This window comes from Streptomyces sp. NPDC051555, from assembly GCF_044454405.1.
Taxonomy (GTDB): Bacteria; Actinomycetota; Actinomycetes; order Streptomycetales; family Streptomycetaceae; genus Streptomyces.
The window spans coordinates 102,386-118,141 of sequence record NZ_JBITDP010000014.1 but is presented as its reverse complement, the minus strand read 5'-3'; the positions used below and the strand labels follow the sequence as shown (position 1 = coordinate 118,141).

Annotated in this window: 8 protein-coding genes and 1 tRNA gene; 5 read left to right on the top strand and 4 right to left on the bottom strand. The window is 73.7% G+C overall.

The window, feature by feature from the left end:
- The first annotated feature begins 193 nt into the window (after positions 1–193).
- From tmk to ACIBEA_RS26515, 4 genes are all read left to right on the top strand, one after another.
- Complete coding sequence (gene tmk, locus ACIBEA_RS26530) at positions 194–3,484, top strand: dTMP kinase (protein WP_399265009.1); 3,291 nt, start codon at positions 194–196, stop codon at positions 3,482–3,484.
- Positions 3,485–3,602: 118 nt separating this feature from the next.
- Positions 3,603–4,814, top strand: a complete 1,212-nt coding sequence (locus ACIBEA_RS26525) for a DNA polymerase III subunit delta' (protein ID WP_399265007.1) — start codon at positions 3,603–3,605, stop codon at positions 4,812–4,814.
- 190 nt (positions 4,815–5,004) lie between these two features.
- The gene (locus ACIBEA_RS26520) at positions 5,005–6,615 is read left to right on the top strand and encodes an alpha/beta hydrolase (protein ID WP_399265005.1); all 1,611 of its coding nucleotides are present in this window, start codon (positions 5,005–5,007) and stop codon (positions 6,613–6,615) included.
- Positions 6,616–6,732: 117 nt separating this feature from the next.
- Positions 6,733–6,806 (top strand) — tRNA-Thr (locus ACIBEA_RS26515).
- Positions 6,807–6,865: 59 nt separating this feature from the next.
- Here the strand turns inward: ACIBEA_RS26515 and ACIBEA_RS26510 are convergent.
- Positions 6,866–11,707 carry a hypothetical protein gene (locus tag ACIBEA_RS26510; RefSeq protein WP_399265003.1) on the bottom strand — a complete coding sequence of 1,614 codons (4,842 nt, stop codon included), beginning with the start codon at positions 11,705–11,707 and terminating at the stop codon, positions 6,866–6,868.
- A gap of 155 nt (positions 11,708–11,862) precedes the next feature.
- Between ACIBEA_RS26510 and ACIBEA_RS26505 the strand changes: the two genes are divergently transcribed.
- Positions 11,863–12,333 carry a GNAT family N-acetyltransferase gene (locus ACIBEA_RS26505; protein WP_399265001.1) on the top strand — a complete coding sequence of 157 codons (471 nt, stop codon included), beginning with the start codon at positions 11,863–11,865 and terminating at the stop codon, positions 12,331–12,333.
- 86 nt (positions 12,334–12,419) lie between these two features.
- Here ACIBEA_RS26505 and ACIBEA_RS26500 read toward each other — a convergent pair whose 3' ends face one another.
- From ACIBEA_RS26500 to ACIBEA_RS26490, 3 genes are read right to left on the bottom strand one after another with little or no spacing between them, the layout of a single operon-like run.
- The gene (locus ACIBEA_RS26500; protein WP_399264999.1) at positions 12,420–13,085 is read right to left on the bottom strand and encodes a hypothetical protein; all 666 of its coding nucleotides are present in this window, start codon (positions 13,083–13,085) and stop codon (positions 12,420–12,422) included.
- 20 nt (positions 13,086–13,105) lie between these two features.
- On the bottom strand, positions 13,106–15,127 hold the full coding sequence (locus tag ACIBEA_RS26495; protein WP_399264997.1) for a ThiF family adenylyltransferase: 2,022 nt from the start codon (positions 15,125–15,127) through the stop codon (positions 13,106–13,108).
- An 11-nt stretch (positions 15,128–15,138) separates the two neighbouring features.
- A complete protein-coding gene (locus ACIBEA_RS26490; protein ID WP_399264995.1) occupies positions 15,139–15,693 on the bottom strand; it encodes a hypothetical protein in 555 nt (184 codons plus the stop codon).
- Between the last annotated feature and the right edge of the window lie 63 nt (positions 15,694–15,756).

The window sequence follows — 15,756 nt, the reverse complement described above, 5'->3', positions numbered from 1 at the left end:
GCCCACCCCGCGGTGCCCACCCAGCGGTGCCCACCCAGCGGTGCCCACCCAGCGGTGCCCACCCAGCGGTGCCCACCCCGCGGTGCCCCGCTCCCGCGTGGTGCCCGCCCCCCCGCCCCGCGGAACTGGGCTCACAGCCCGAGCTCGTCCACAGCCCTCCGCACCCGCCAAGCGCAGCGGATAGGCTGGGCGGATGACGCGAGCCGAGCAGCCGACGGTCGTCACGGCCCCCGAGACCTCCCCTTCCGCCCCCACCTACGACGAAGCCCTCGCCGCGGACTCCCGCGAACGCGCGGTGCGCGCCCTGCTGCGCACCCCCAGGCTGCGCCGCCTGTGGAGCGCCCAGCTGGTGAGCGGCATCGGCGACATGCTCGCGCTGCTGGTCCTGGTGCTGCTGGCGCTCCAGGCCGCGGTCTCGGAGGGCTCGTTCGGCGGCGGTCCGCGCGGCCCCGCGCTCGCCGTCGCGGCCGTCCTCGGCGTGCGCGTCCTGGCCACCGTGCTGTGCGGCGCGGTGCTGCTCGGCCCGCTGACCAAGCTCACGGCGGCGGGCGGCAAGCTCGACCGCCGCTGGACCATGCTCGGCGCCGACGGCGTGCGCATCGCGCTGTTCGTCGTGGCCCCGCTCTGGCTCGACTGGATCCCGGAGCACGCGCTGACCGTGCTGCTCGCGACCGTCTTCGTCTCCGGCGCGGCCGAGCGCCTGTGGACGCTCTCCAAGGAGAGCGCCGCCCCGGCCCTGTTGCCCGGGCCGCCGCCGGAGGGCGCGACCGTACGCCCGCTGCCGGACCACCTCGACACCCTGCGGCGCCTGACCCTGCGCACGGCGTTCGCCGCGCTGCCGCTCGCCGCCACGGCGCTGCTCGCGGCCACCCTGGTCGGCCGCGCGATCGGCCTCGGCGTGGACTGGTTCGCGGACAACCAGGCCGCGCTCGGCTCGTACGTCGCCGCCGGGCTCTTCGCCGCCTCGTTGTCGCTGCTGTTCCCGCTGGTGCTTCCCGAGTCGAAGACCCCGCGCCCGCGCTCCCCGCTGGAGGGGCTGCGCGCCCCGAAGGCCGGTGACCGTCCGGAGCAGGGGCGTACGGGCGCCATCCGGCTGCTCGTGCTCGCCTGCGCGGCGGTCGCCGGAGCCGTGGCCTGCGCCGTCGGCGTGGCCGCGCTGCACGCGTACGACCTGGCCGGCGGCCCCGCCACCTTCGCGCTGCTGGTGCTCGCGCTGGCCGGTGGCACCGCGGCCGGGATCCGGCTCACCCAGGCGGGCAAGGTGCTGCCGGCGCTCTCGCGGCGCCGCCTGCTGGCCCTGGCGGTGGCCGTCACGGGCCTCGCGCTGCTGCTGACCGGCCTGGTCGCGGACACCGCGACCGTGCTCTTCCTGACCCTGCTCGCCGGGACCGGCGCGGGCGTCGCGGCCAACACCGGGCACACCCTGCTGGACCAGGAGACCGAGGAGTTCCGCCGGGTCCGGGTCACCGAGCACCTGCACGCGGCCGTCCGGGTCGCGGTCGGCCTCGGCGCCGTCGGCGCCCCGGCGCTGGCCGCCCTGATCGGTGCGCACCGGCTGGTGGCGGGCCGGGTCGTCTTCGAGCACGGCGGCGCGGCCTTCGTCCTCATGCTGGTCGGCGCGCTGCTGCTGCCGGTGGCCGTCGTCGTGCTGATCAAGGCGGACGACCGCCGGGGCGTTCCGCTCCGCCGTGACCTGCGCGAGGCGCTGCGCGGCGGCGAGCCGGTGCAGGCCGCTTCCGGTACCGGGTTCTTCATCGCCCTGGAGGGCGGCGACGGCGCCGGGAAGTCCACCCAGGTGCAGACGCTCGCCGACTGGATACGGAGCAAGGGCCACGAGGTCGTCGTCACGCGCGAGCCGGGGGCGACCCCGGTCGGCAAGCGGCTGCGCTCGATCCTGCTGGACGTCTCCTCGGCCGGGCTCTCGAACCGCGCCGAGGCACTGCTGTACGCCGCCGACCGGGCGGAGCACGTGGACACGGTGGTCCGGCCCGCGCTGGAGCGCGGCGCGGTCGTGATCTCCGACCGGTACATCGACTCCTCCGTCGCCTACCAGGGTGCGGGACGCGACTTGTCGCCGACCGAGATCGCCCGGATCTCGCGCTGGGCCACCGACGGGCTGGTCCCGAACCTGACGATCCTGCTGGACGTCTCCCCGGAGACGGCCCGGGAGCGCTTCACGGAGGCGCCGGACCGGCTGGAGTCGGAGCCCCAGGAGTTCCACCAGCGGGTGCGGTCCGGGTTCCTGACGCTGGCCGCGGCCGACCCCGGCCGCTACCTGGTGGTGGACGCGGGCCAGGACCCGGAGTCGGTGGCCACGGTCGTCCGGCACCGGATGGACCGGATGCTCCCGCTGTCCGAGGCCGAGGTGGCGGCGCAGATCGAGGCGCGCCGGCTGGCGCAGGAGGAGGCGCGGCGGGCCGCCGAGGCGGAGGCCGCGCGCAAGGCGGAGGAGGCCCGCTTGCGGGCCGAGGAAGAGGCGCGCAAGGCCCGTGCGGCGGAGGCGGCCCGGCTCGAAGCCGAGGCGGAGGCCGCCCGCAAGGCGCAGGAGGAGCGGCTGCGCGCCGAGGAGGAGGCCCGGGCCCGGGCCGAGGCCGAGCGGCTGCGCGCGGAGGCCGAGGAGAAGGCCCGCGCGCTGGAGCAGGAGCGGTTGCGCAAGCAGGCGCAGGAGGAGGCCCGGCTGCGGGCCGAGGCCGAGGAGCGGCGCCTGGAGAAGCAGCGGCGTGCCGAGGAGGCCCTGCTGAAGGCGGAGGAGGCGCGGCGGCTGGCCGAGGCCTCGGCCGCGGCAGTCGCCGCCGAAACCGCGAAGGCCGCGGCGGCCAAGGCCGCCGCGGAGGCTGCCGCCAAGGCGTCGGCCGAAGCCGCTGCCAAGGCCGCTGCCGACGTCGCGGCGAAGGCTTCGGCCGAGGCCGCCGCGACCGCTGCCGCGGAGTCCGCGGCGAAGGCGGCCGGGGCGGCCACGGCGCCCGTGCCGCGGGTCGACATGGCCAAGGAGCCGCTGCCGGCCCAGACCCCGGCCCGGACCCCGGCCGCGAAGCCGGCGGAGGGCGCCCATCCGGCGGACGCGATCACGGTGGTCACGCCGGTCGTGAAGCCGGACGACGTCACCCAGACGGTCCCGGTTCCGAAGTTCTCGCCGCCGCTCTCCTCGCCGCCCGTCTCCCCGAACGAGGAGACGGCCGTGCTGCCTCCGGTCCGCGCCTCCGACCCGACGGCCCGGGTACCGCAGCGGATCTTCCGGGATTCGGCGCCCGGCCAGGACGGTGGGGGCAACGGCAACGACGTCACCAGGGAGCTTCCGGTCCTCGACGAGTCGGGGCGCCCGCGCCACCGTCCCGCCTGGGCGGAGGACACGCCGATGGACGACCTGCCGACCCTCGCGGACGAGCTGCTCGGCCCGCGCGGGCGCCACGACGACCAGGACGGCAACGACGACGACCACGGCAACGGCGGCAACGGCGCCGGGAGCCGGCCGCGCCGCCGCTGACCACGCCCGGCCGGGATTGTCAGTGCACCCCGCCACACTGGTGGGCGCGGGGTGACCGGGTGAGCCCACTCGGTGCACGCACGTAGAGACACACGTAGAGAGAAAGGTGGTGGGCGGCATGCCCGTATGGGACGACCTGGTGGGCCAGGAGCGCGTACAGGCACAGCTGGCCGCCGCCGCCCGCGACGCCGATGCGATGGTCACGGCCGATGCCGAGGGCACCGAATCGGCGACCGCGTCGAAGATGACCCACGCCTGGCTCTTCACGGGCCCGCCCGGATCCGGCCGGTCCACCGCGGCCCGCGCCTTCGCCGCGGCCCTGCAGTGCACGAGCCCGGACCGGGCGCTCGGCGGTGAACCGGGCTGCGGGTTCTGCGACGGCTGCCACACGACCGTGGTCGGCACCCACGCCGACGTCGAGATCGTCCGCACCGACCTCCTGTCCATCGGCGTGAAGGACACCCGGGCCCTGGTCCGCAGGGCCCAGCTCTCCCCGGCCGTGGGCCGCTGGCAGGTCATCGTCCTGGAGGACGCCGACCGGCTCACCGAGGGCGCGGGGAACGTCCTGCTGAAGGCCGTCGAGGAGCCCGCCCCGCGCACGGTGTGGCTGCTGTGCGCGCCCTCGCCGGAGGACGTGCTGCCCACCATCCGCTCCCGCTGCCGCCACCTGACGCTGCGCACCCCGTCGGTCGCCGCCGTCGCGGACGTACTGGTCCGGCGGGACGGCATCGAGCCCGGGGCCGCCGCCGCGGCCGCCCGGGCCACCCAGGGGCACATCGACCGGGCCCGCCGGCTGGCCACGGACGAGCGGGCCCGTAGCCGCCGGGCCGCCGTGCTGAAGCTGCCGCTCCGGGTGGACGACGTCGGGGCGTGCCTCAAGGCCGCCCAGGAGCTGGTGGACGCCGCCGCCGAGGACGCCAAGCAGGTGGCCGAGGAGGTGGACGTCAAGGAGACCGAGGAGCTGCGCGCCGCGATGGGCGCCGGCGCGGGGACCGGCGGCCGGATGCCGCGCGGTACCGCGGGGGTGATGAAGGACCTGGAGGACCGGCAGAAGCGCCGCCGCACCAGGACCCAGCGCGACACCCTCGACCTGGCGCTCACCGACCTGATCGGCTTCTACCGGGACGTGCTGGCGCTCCAGCTCGGCTCCGGACTGGCCATCGCCAACGAGGAAGTACGTCCGGACCTCGACCGGGTCGCCCGCGCCTCGGGTCCGGAGCGGACCCTGCGCCGCATCGAGGGGATCATCGCCTGCCGGGAGGCGCTGGACCGCAACGTGTCCCCGCTCCTCGCGGTGGAGGCGATGACGATGGCCCTGCGCGCCGGCTGAGAGGCCGGACGGGCCGCCCGGCTGCGGGTGGCGGGGACGCCGGTTGACCGGCTCACCCGTACGGGCAAGGCGCGGCCCGGCCGCGGCGGGCCCCGGTACGTCGCGCGTCCCCCCGGGTCCCCCCTTGTCACCCCGCGGCCCGGGCGCGGCCTCCACCTCGTGGGCGTCGGGCAGGCCGTACGCTCCGGAGATGGACACGAGTCGCCTGCTGCGCACCACCGGAACCGTGATCGCCGCCGCCGGGCTCCTGCTCTCCGGGTGCACGTCGGGCGGCTCGGCCCCCCGGGCGGCCGCGTCGTCCTCCGGGGCCGCCTCCCCGTCCGGGACCGGGGCGAGCGCCGGGGCGAGCAAGGGCGCGAGCGCGCAGGCACCCGAGCCCACGGCGATTCCGGCCGCCCTGGCCCCGTACTACGCCCAGAAGCTCCAGTGGCGCGACTGCGGTGCGCCGGGCTTCCAGTGCTCGACCATGAAGGCCCCGCTGGACTACGCGCACCCCGGCAACGGCCAGGACATCGACATCGCCGTCTCCCGCAAGGTGGCCACCGGTCCCGGCAAGCGGCTCGGCTCGCTGCTGGTCAACCCGGGCGGCCCGGGCGGCTCCGGCATCGGGTACCTCCAGGCGTACGCGGGCATCGGCTACCCGGCGCCCGTGCGCGCCCAGTACGACATGGTGTCCTTCGACCCGCGCGGCGTGGCCCGCAGCGCCCCGGTGGACTGCCTGAGCGGCCCCCGGATGGACGCCTTCACCCAGGTGGACCAGACCCCGGACGACCCGGCCGAGCGGGCCAAGCTGGTGACGGCCTTCAAGGAGTTCGCCGCGGGCTGCGCCGAGAAGTCCAGCCGGATGCTGCCGCACGTCTCCACGGTCGAGGCGGCGAAGGACATGGACATGCTGCGCGCGGTTCTCGGGGACGAGAAGCTGACGTACGTCGGCGCCTCGTACGGGACCTTCCTCGGGGCGACGTACGCGGACCTCTTCCCGAGCCGGGTGGGCCGGCTGGTCCTGGACGGCGCGATGGACCCCGCGCGCCCGGCGCTGGAGCTGAACCGGGATCAGACGGAGGGCTTCGAGACGGCGTTCCGTTCCTTCGCCCAGGACTGCGCGAAGCAGCCCGACTGCCCGCTCGGCCAGGGCACTCCGGAGGAGGTGGCGGCGCAGCTGAAGGACTTCTTCCGCAAGGTCGACGCCCAGCCGGTGCCCAGCGGGGACGCGGCGCGCCCGCTGGGCGAGTCGCTCGCGACGACCGGGGTGATCGCGGCGCTGTACGACCAGGCGGCCTGGCCCCAGCTGCGCGAGGCGCTCAAGGACGCGAAGAACGGCGAGGGGCAGGGGCTGCTCGGGCTCGCGGACAGCTATTACGAGCGGGACGCCAAGGGCAAGTACGCCAATCTGATGTTCGCCAACGCCGCGGTGAACTGCCTGGACCAGCCCGCCGCCTTCACCACCCCGGAGGACGTGGCCAAGGCCCTGCCGTCCTTCGAGAAGGCCTCCCCGGTCTTCGGCGCGGGCCTCGCCTGGGCCTCGCTGAACTGCGCGTACTGGCCGGTCAAGGCGACCGGCACGGCACACCGCGCGGAGGCGAAGGGCGCCGCCCCGATCGTGGTCGTCGGCACCGTCCGGGACCCGGCGACCCCGTACAAGTGGGCCCAGGCCCTCGCGGACCAGCTCGACTCCGGCGTCCTGCTCACCTACGACGGCGACGGCCACACGGCCTACGGCCGCGGCAGCGACTGCATCGACACGACGATCAACCAGTACCTCCTGGAAGGCACCCCTCCGCAGGCCGGCAAGAAGTGCTGACCCCCCTCCCCGGCAGCCCCCGCCGACCTGGTGCGGGGCACCCGGTTTAACCCTGTAGACTTGGCGCCGCTGCTGATGAGAGCCTCCCACCAGGGAAATTCTCGTCATCCCAGCGGTGCCGCCTTAGCTCAGTTGGCCAGAGCAACGCACTCGTAATGCGTAGGTCTCGGGTTCGAATCCCGAAGGCGGCTCTGTAGAACCCCCAGGACTCACTCGCCGTGACCTGGGGGTTTTGCTGTTTTTCGGGGCGTTACGGCAGGTCGATGTCGAAGCCCTGGGGGGTCGGGGTGGTTTTGAAGCCCAGGGACTCCACGGCCGGGCGGAGTTTGCCCTGGCCGCGGTTCTTGCGGAACGTGCGGTAGGGCTCCATGCCGAACAGTTTCTGGAGGGCGCCGCCGAGTTCCAGGGAGGTCAGTTGGCGGTCGGCGGCGCGGGCCTGCTGGAGCAGGGTGAGGACGGCTTGGGTGAAGGCCTCCGGGCTGTCGGGGTGGGCCGGGGTGCCGGGCGCGGTGCGGGGGGCGGTGGCCCGTAGGCGGGCGGAGAGGGCTTGGATCACCGCCGGTTCGACCCGGTACGGCTGGGGGGCCGAGGGGACCGGGACGGCGGCCTCCGGTTCCGGCTCCGGTGCGGGTTCGGGTTCGGGGGGCTGCGGGGCCGTCCGGGGGGTCGGGAAGGGCGTCGGGAGGGCGATCGGCTGGAGCGGTTCCGCGTAGGCCAGGGCGTCGGGGGTCACGCCCGGGTACGTGGGCTCCCAGGCGCGCAGGCCCTCGTAGCTGAAGCCGAGGTAGAACTCGACGGAGGCGTTGACGTCGCGGGTCTGCCAGAACTGGTTGCGCGGGGTGAAGAAGGCCGGCATCTGGCCGTTCGTGATCCGCAGGCGGCCCGACTGGGGGCTCTTGATCTCCTCGATGATCCCGCTCACGCGCTTCAGCTGCTGCGGCCGGCTCCAGAAGCCGGCCGGGCCGTAGCGCTGCCGACCCATCTCGCTGAAGTGCACCAGGGGGTGCGGGCGCGGCCCGTGGCCCAGCCACTCGAAGCTCCACTGCCGCCGGTGCTGACGGCTCAGGCGCCTGGTCTCCTCCAGGTAGTAGCGGGTGCGGTCCTGGTCGCGGGCGTCCCCCCGGTACCAGATCAGGAAGTGCAGGATGTAGAGGTAGTAGTTCGCGTCCAGGCTGTTCTTCTCCGAGGCGAACCAGGCCAGTCGCTCCAGGGCGTTGGTCTCGGTGTACTCGGGGAGCCGGCGGTAGGACTGGAACCACAGGCGCAGGTCGGCGTCGGTGGCCCGGCCGCTGTTGACCGATCCCTCGGCCATCTCGGCTATGAGGCGCGCGTTGTCCTCGGACAGGCTCGACCAGTCCCGCCCGGCCTTGGCGTACAGGGTGCGGGCGATCGCGAGGTTCACCTCCGGGTTGTCGTTGCCGCGGCGCCGCAGTTCCTGCCACTGCTCGACCAGCCGCTCGACGTCGCCGTACAGGCCGGTGAGCCGGTTGTTGAGCTTCTGGTAGTACGTGCCCTCGGCGTTGAGGTTGCGGAGGTTGTCGAGGAGTTCCTCGGCGCGGCCGATCTGCTCGGTCACCCACATCGCGGACGGGTCGTTGCCCTCCATGAACTCGACGAGGCTGCCGACCCCGGAGGCCTTCCACAGACGTTCCACCACGGTCGCGATGAGCTGGATCGGGGTGGACCAGGTGTAGTCGGTGTTCGTGTACTTCCCGGCGTTGGTGAACGCCTCCATGGCGCCGTCGAACAGTTCCTGGATCGCGGCGAGGAGTTGTTCAGGGGTGTGTTCCTCGCCGCCCCGGGTCAGGCTGGCCAGCTCGTTCTCGATCCAGAAGCGACGGACCAGGCCGAGGGTGTGCAGGTGCGTCGCGTCGTGGCCGTGGGACTTTTCCACGGCCTTGAGCACGAAGGACTCGGCCTGGCGGAAGTCCGCCTTCACCTTGTAGATGTCGTAGCGGCCGCGGTGGTTCCAGAAGTGCGCGTTGTCCGGGCAGCGGACGGTGAGTTGCTCGAAGACGCGGGCGCCGGCCTCGACCGGCATGCTCTCGATGAGTTCCGCGAAGTTGTCCGGCTTCTGTCCGTTCGGGGACCAGCTGGTGCGCCGGATGAACAGCTCGTTGAGGAGGCGGGCGGTGGTGCTGTTCTCGGGGCCGAGGTACTCGGTGGTCTTCTTGATGAACTCGACCGAGATCTGCGCGAGTCCGTACTGCTCGCCGTCGGCCTCGCCCTTCAGGACGTGTTCCGCGATCAGCGGGTGCAGCAGCCGCAGCGCGCCCCGCTCGGCCACCACCAGGTGGCGCAGGTCCGGGCCGAGCAGCTCGCCGAGGTCGCTGTCGCTCAGGGCGCTGGCGCGGGTGCGCTCGCGGCCCATCCAGGATTCCACCATGTTGACCGGGAGGCCGAGTTCCTGGCCGTAGCGGGTGATGAGGGCGAGGTGGCGGGCCAGTTCCTTCTGGCTGCGGCTCAGCCCGGCGAGGTGGTTGCGCACGTACGAGGCGACCCCCTCGAACTGCTCCTCGTAGACGCACAGGCCGAAGAAGAAGGGGGAGAGCTTCTGCGCGGCCACCACATCGGTGACGCCCTCGGCCAGGGCGTCCAGGAGCCGGTGGGCGCGGGGGCTCCGCGCGCGGTTGCGGTACTCCCTGAGGAACCGGTCGCGCTCGTCGCCCTGGAGCGGGTCGACCAGCTTGTGCTTGATCCTGGGGCGCTTGACGTTGGTGCGGTTCACCCACAGCAGGACGGCCCGGGTGTTGCGCTGGGCGAGGGAGTGGATCAGTTCGTCGCGGTCGTACTCCGGGAGGATCGCGGATTCGCAGACGACCAGGGCGGGGTGGCCGGTCTGCTGGTAGATCTCGTCGATGCGGTCGGCCGTCTTGTCCGAGAAGTGGCGCAGGAGCACGGTCGGATAGCTGCGGTGCATGTTCCACGCGACGCGGCGGGCGAGCGTGGTGCCCCCGGCGCCGGGCGAGTGGTCGAGGCGGACCATGTCGAGCTTGTGGTCGCCGAGGCGCTGTTGGACCTCCTTCATCAGGTCCGGGCAGGCGTCGCGCTGTACGTCGACCCACGCCTCCAGCTCCTGCCAGGTGGGCGGACGGCCGCGCCAGAAGGCGTCCGTCGTCGGCTGGGGCGCGGACTGGCCGTGGGAGAGGACCTCGGAGTGCAGCACCTCCAGGTCGACCGAGAGCCGGTGCAGGTCGGCCCGCTTCAGCTCCCAGGGGCGGCCGCCCAGACCGGGCAGCGCGGGCGCGGCCTTGCTGCCCGCCGGGGGCAGCGACTCGGCCACCACGGTGAGGAAGGCGTCGATGTCGATGCCGTCGACGGCCGGGGCCTGGGCGAGGTCGAGGCTCTCGGTGATCCCGTCGTACTTCTCGTCGATGTAGTCGATGACGTCGTCGATCTCGCGGCCGCGCCGTCCGGAGCGCAGGCACAGCACCGCCGCCGCCTGGTGCGGGGTGCCCTCGTGCGTCTCGTCGATCAGCTGGCGCACCCGCTGGAGGTAGCCCCGCCGGCGCCATTCGGCGGAGGCCGCGGCCGACGGTTCGTCGTGGGAGCTCCAGCCGTTCGCCATCAGCCAGCTCGTCGCACCGGTGGGCGGGACCGGTGTGCGGTTGCTGCCGAAGACGCTGACGTGCCGGTGCTCTTCGAGCTCGGGGACGACGACGCTGGACAGCCCGCCCTGGTCGCTCGCGGGGTCGAGGTCGATGACGGTCGCCCAGCCGCAGTGCGCCAGCGCGGCCAACTCGGGCCGCGCGGACACCTCGTCGGCGACGAGGAACAGGTCCATCCCACCGCCCACCCGCTGGAACGGCTGCCAGCGGCGCAGCGCCTCCTGCGCCGTGACCGGGGTGGCGCTCGTGCTCGTGGCGATGCCGGTCGTGCCGATCCGGTCCTGCGCCGCGACGTCGACCCAGACCTTCGGGTGGTGTTCGCGCAGCAGCAGCCGGGCCGCCCAGCCCGCGCTGACCAGGGCCGCACGGCGCAGGGAGATGTCGTCGAGCGGCTTCGCGGCCCAGTTGAGGCCGGCGGCGATCCGGGCGAAGAGCAGCTGCCGCTGCCAGACGTCGACGCGGTTGGACTCGGCGTCCATGAGGACGTCCCGCACCTCGGTGCGGATGCCGCGGAGCAGGTTGACGAGCCCGGCGTCATTGATGTCCAGCTCGACGGGGACCGTCAGCTGCTCGTCGTCGAGCCGGGCGAGCAGGGGGAGCACCCGCCCGCTCGTGGAGCGGCCGAGGCCGAAGAGGAGCGCCGAGAGTTCGAGGTAGGCGTGGTCGTACAGCAGGGGCCGGGACACGCCCCAGTTGACGTCGATCAGCCAGTACGCGAGGTCCCGGGTGGGCAGCGAGCCGCGCACCAGGACGTTGCGCAGGTGGAGGTCGCCGTGGGTCGGGCCGCGGAAGTGGGGCAGCTCCCCTTCGACCAGGCCGAGTTCGTGGTCGAGCAGGACGAGCGGGTCCGGGAGCAGCTCGCCCTCGTGGCGTAAGGCCCGCCCGCTGCCGGTGCCGCGCAGCTGGGCCGTCACCTCGCGGACGCGGGCGCCGCGCTGGTCCTCGGGGAAGCCCGGCCCCAGCCAGGAGCGGATCACGGATCCCACCGTGCCCCGGTAGTCCGGTGGACCCGCGGCGGCGAGCTGCGCGGCGAGCAGGTCCCGGGAGGCGCGCGCGAGGACCTCCTGGCGGTCCTCGGCGTCGACGTGTTCGGCCGAGCGGACCCGGTCGAGGCTGGATCCGGCGATGTCGTAGAGGTCGACGCTGGTGCCCGAGTCCTGGGACGCGTGCAGCAGCCGCGGGACGTGTCCCTCGCCGAAGTGCGGGAGGCCCTCGATGAAGGCGTTGTGGGCCACGGACTGCGGGCGTCCGCTGGAGAAGCCGGCCTTCAGGACGTACTGGCCGTTCAGGGAGCCGTCCGCGGGGCGGCCGGGGGACCGGCCGATGTCGCACAGGACGACGCGGGCGTCCGTATAGCCGCCCGCGAGGGACTTCACGTACTGGACGCTGCTGGCGCGCGGCAGTTGGCTGCGCAGCAGGTTCAAGCCGGATTCCAACAGGTCGCGGCCGGGTTCACCGTCGCTCTTCGCCGAGTCGCGGTTCATCCCAGCAGGCTACCGATCGGGGTGCCGGCGATGGCCGGAAGTGCGGAGATTGACGGCCGAATCCGTGGTGTTCTTCCGGCCGACGGCGAAGCGGTGTGGCGTGGGGGGAAAGGGATAATGGGAGTGGCACGAGGGGCGGACGAGAAGGAGTGCACATGGACCAGCGGGTAGTGGTGCGGGAGGCCGGCGACGGCGACATCGAGGTGGCCGCCGGGCTGTTCCGGGGGTACCTCGACTTCTACCGGGTGGAGGTCGAGGACCCGCGGGCGCCGCGGGAGTTCCTCGCGGAGCGGATCGGCAAGGGGGAGTCGCTCGTGCTGCTCGCGGACGTCGACGCGGCTGCCGGCGGGGTGGTGACCGTGGGGCTCGCGCAGGTGTACCGGACCTTCTCGTCCCTGGCACTGCGCCCCGCCTGGGTGCTGAGCGACCTGTACGTCGCCCCGGACGGGCGGCGGACCGGGGCGGGCCGGGCCCTGCTGCGGGAGGTCCTGCGGCGGGCGCGCGAGGCCGGGGTGTCGGGGGTGCAGCTGGAGACGGCGTACGACAACCACGTCGCCCAGGGGCTCTACGAGGCCGAGGGCTTCGTGCGCGACGAGTTCCACGTCTACGTCCACGACCTGGGCTGACCCGGAGCGGCGCGCGCCCGCGGGTCGGCCCGGTCCGGTCGGGTCCGGTCGGGTCCCGATCGGGACCCGGTCGGACCCGGTGGGGCTCACTCCCTGACGTAGAGGCGGTGCATCACGGCCCAGGCGACGGCCGCGAGGACCAGGCCCAGGGGCCACTGCGTGAGCAGGGGCGGGGCGCTCGCGAGGAGGGCCGCCAGGCCGTAGGCACCGACCAGCGTGCCCAGCAGGGCCTGGAGGCCCTCGGGCAGGCGGCCCACCCGGACCAGCAGGTAGAGGACCACCGCGCAGGCCGGGAAGAGCCACGGGTACTCCCGCCCCGGCCCCTGGAACAGCACCAGTTCGCGCAGGTCGGGGTACCAGTCGGCGCCGATCTCCTTCAGCGCCAGCTGGTGCGGTTCGGTCCAGCGCGGGGCGTACTGGGCCGACAGCTTCAGCGGCGCCGTCCAGCCGCTGAGGACCAGCAGCCGCCACATGAGCAGGACGAACGCCGCGCCCTGCCCGAAGGCCGCGTACCCGCCCAGGCCCGCGACCGGGCGCTCCCGCACGGCCACCGGCCGGGGCCGCGGGGTGGGCGCGGGGGTCGGTGCCGGCCTGGGCGTCGGCCTCGGTGGCGGCGGGGTGGGTTGCGAGGGCTTCGGCTGCGGTGTCGACTTCGGCTGTGGCGTCGGTTGCGGCGTCGGCTGGGTGCCGTCGGCGAACTTGCGGCGGGCCTCGCGGGCTTCGCGCATCCGCTTGGTGGTCTCGTCCACCATGGTGTTCCCTCCCTCCTCTGTCAGTGCCGGTGGTGCTGCTGGCGTCTGCGTTCCTGATAGGCGCGCTTCTGGACGCGGGTGAGTTCCGCGTCGTCCTTCGTCCGGCCGGTGTACTCGCCGGGGTCGCTGCGCAGCGAGGGCTCGCCGCAGACCGGGCAGTCGGGCCGCCGCCCGGTGCGCAGCCAGATGCTCTGGAAGGCGTGCTGGCCGGGCGCCTCGCCGAGCACGCGGGGGAAGAACCAGTGGTCGGGCTCCATCGCGAAGAGGGCCATGGACAGGTCCTTGCGGAGCGGGGCCGTCAGGAACCCGCCGACCCGGTCCGGTCCGCCGCTCGGGTGCAGCAGGGCCAGTACGACCTTCGCGGCGGCCGCGGTCAGGTGGTGGATGTCGGTGAGCAGCCCGGGTACGGCGTACATGCGGCCGGTGCCGTAGTCCGTGCGCGGCTGGTGGCCCAGCTCGCCCAGGGATTCGCGGACCCCGCCGGTCGCGCAGGACCAGCAGGGCGAACCGGGGGTGGTGAAGACGATCTCGCCGCCCGCGGCGCCGTCGTAGAGGCCGATGAAGACGGCCGGGCGGCGCAGGTAGTAGGAGAGGTGGTTGAGGCGTTGCTGCGCGTGGTTGTCGTCGGTGGCGGCGACGACGAGCTGGGCGTCGGAGATGCGCTGGTACCACTGGTGGTAGTCGAGGGCGGCGACGTCGCGCTTGAGTACGGTGACCTTGAGCTTCGGGTTCACCTTGCGCAGCCGCCGGGCGGTGGCCTTGGCCTTGTTGCGGCCGATGTCGCGCACCCCGAACAACGAGCGGCCCAGGTTGGCCGGTTCGACCCGGTCGGGGTCGACCAGGGTGAGGCGGCCGACCCCGGAGCGGACCAGCACCTCGGCGAGGTAGCTGCCGACCGAACCGACCCCGACCAGCAGCACGTGGGCGTCCTTGAGCTCGGGGGAGAGCAGGCCCTGGGTGCGGGCGAAGAGCCCGGCGCGCGCGGCCCGCCGCCGGCCGATCCCGACCCGGTAGACGAGCCGCCGCAGCCTGCCCGGCGGCGGTGCGGAGGGGGTCAGGGGCGCGTCCGGGGCGTGCGGGGCGAGCGGCCCGGGTGCGGGGGAGTCCGCGGTCCGGGCGCCTTGGATCCGGGTGTCCTGGGTCCGGGTGTCGGGCGTGCGGGAGTCCGGGGTGCGGGTGTCCGGCACGGGGAGCTCCCGGGTGGCGGACAGCGGTTCGGGCCCGGGCGCGGTCGCGTGTCGTACGGGTCGCCCCGTGCCGCCGTTGCCGCGGGGTCCGGGCGCGGACGTACGGGCCTCCAGGGCCTCGCGCAGTCGGTCCTGCTCCGGGATCCGCGGGTCCCAGCCCAGCTCCCGCACGATCAGCTCGGGGTGCGGCCCGTCCGCCCCGGCCTCCTCCAGCAGCAGCGGTGGGGCCACCGGGAAGTCGGCGGTGGCGAAGAGGTAGCGCCGGGCGCCGGAGCGGCCCGGGGGCAGGGGGACCCGTACCCCGGGCACCGAGCCCACCCGGGTGGTGAGCGGGAGGGAATCGGACCAGGACAGTCCGGCGTGACGGAGCGCGGCGGCCAGCGGCACGACCACCGGACGCATCGGCTCCAGCCGGACCCCGCGCTCGGTCCACATCGCACCGAAGAACGAGATCCGGGCGGTGTCGGTGAACAGCTCGTGCCGCTCGCCCGGGGTGGTGATGTCGTGGGTGACGATCGGCGCGATGTAGCGCCCGAGGTCGGGCACGGCCTCCAGGGTGCGCCCGTACTCCCGGTGGTCCTGCTGGGAGGGTCGGGGCATGCGCGCCGGGTGCGAGTGGATGATGCCCTTGAACCGGATCGGGCCGGCCTCCTCCATCCGCCCTATCTCGTCCAGCAGCCACGCGGTGTTGCTGTACTCCACCCGGGTCACCTGGGCGCGCGCGTCGTGCACGAAGGCGGTGAGCACGTCGCGCCCGCGCAGCCCGAGCAGGGCGCCGCCCTGCTCGGGCCGGGTCCGCCCGATGTCCCGCCCCACCTGGTCGATCACATAGTCGAAGACATGTACGGGCAGCACGGCATCGGTCCCTACTGCTTGCGGTTGAACGGGAACGGGCGTCCCAAGCGGACGAAGTCGACGCCGAGCGCCCAGGTCGCCGAGCGGGCGTACGCCTCCTCCAGGGTGGGCTGGCCGGAGCCGGAGCGCTCGGACAGGCAGATCAGCCCGCTGTGGTAGAGGTGGAAGCCGTGCTGGTCGTGGCTGGGCAGCGACTCCAACTCCGGTTCGATCAGGCGGACCTGGTACTCGACCCCGTCGAAGCGCGCGCACATCACGTAGCGGTGCTCGAACATCGTGCTGATCTCGTAGACCCAGCCCTCGGCGCCGGGGGCGTCCTCGTAGTAGGTGTTGGCGGGCATCTTGGTCGCCACCACGTGGCGTTCGCGCTCCAGGCGGGCCGCGTTGGCGTTGGCGGCGAAGGTGCTCTGCGGGACTCTGGAGAGCGGCGCGTCGTCCTGGCCGCCGGTGCCGAGGCGGACCTTGCCCTCGCGGTCGACGTACACCTCCTGCTGGGCCGCGCCCTTCTTGGACTGGCTGGCGAAGAAGCTGTCGCGGATCGCGTTCAGGTCGTACATGTCTGCCATGGTCCCCATCCCCTCCCTGATGATTCGGTCGTGCGTCGTGCGTCGTGCGTCGTGCGTGCTGCG

What these genes read in the sequence shown, in the direction of transcription:
- ACIBEA_RS26525 (WP_399265007.1), top strand. Translation starts at nt 3,603, where the DNA reads ATGCCCGTATGGGACGACCTGGTGGGCCAGGAGCGCGTACAGGCACAG.
- ACIBEA_RS26510 (WP_399265003.1), bottom strand. Translation starts at nt 11,707, where the DNA reads ATGAACCGCGACTCGGCGAAGAGCGACGGTGAACCCGGCCGCGACCTG.
- tmk (WP_399265009.1), top strand. Translation starts at nt 194, where the DNA reads ATGACGCGAGCCGAGCAGCCGACGGTCGTCACGGCCCCCGAGACCTCC.
- ACIBEA_RS26520 (WP_399265005.1), top strand. Translation starts at nt 5,005, where the DNA reads ATGGACACGAGTCGCCTGCTGCGCACCACCGGAACCGTGATCGCCGCC.
- ACIBEA_RS26505 (WP_399265001.1), top strand. Translation starts at nt 11,863, where the DNA reads ATGGACCAGCGGGTAGTGGTGCGGGAGGCCGGCGACGGCGACATCGAG.
- ACIBEA_RS26490 (WP_399264995.1), bottom strand. Translation starts at nt 15,693, where the DNA reads ATGGCAGACATGTACGACCTGAACGCGATCCGCGACAGCTTCTTCGCC.
- ACIBEA_RS26500 (WP_399264999.1), bottom strand. Translation starts at nt 13,085, where the DNA reads ATGGTGGACGAGACCACCAAGCGGATGCGCGAAGCCCGCGAGGCCCGC.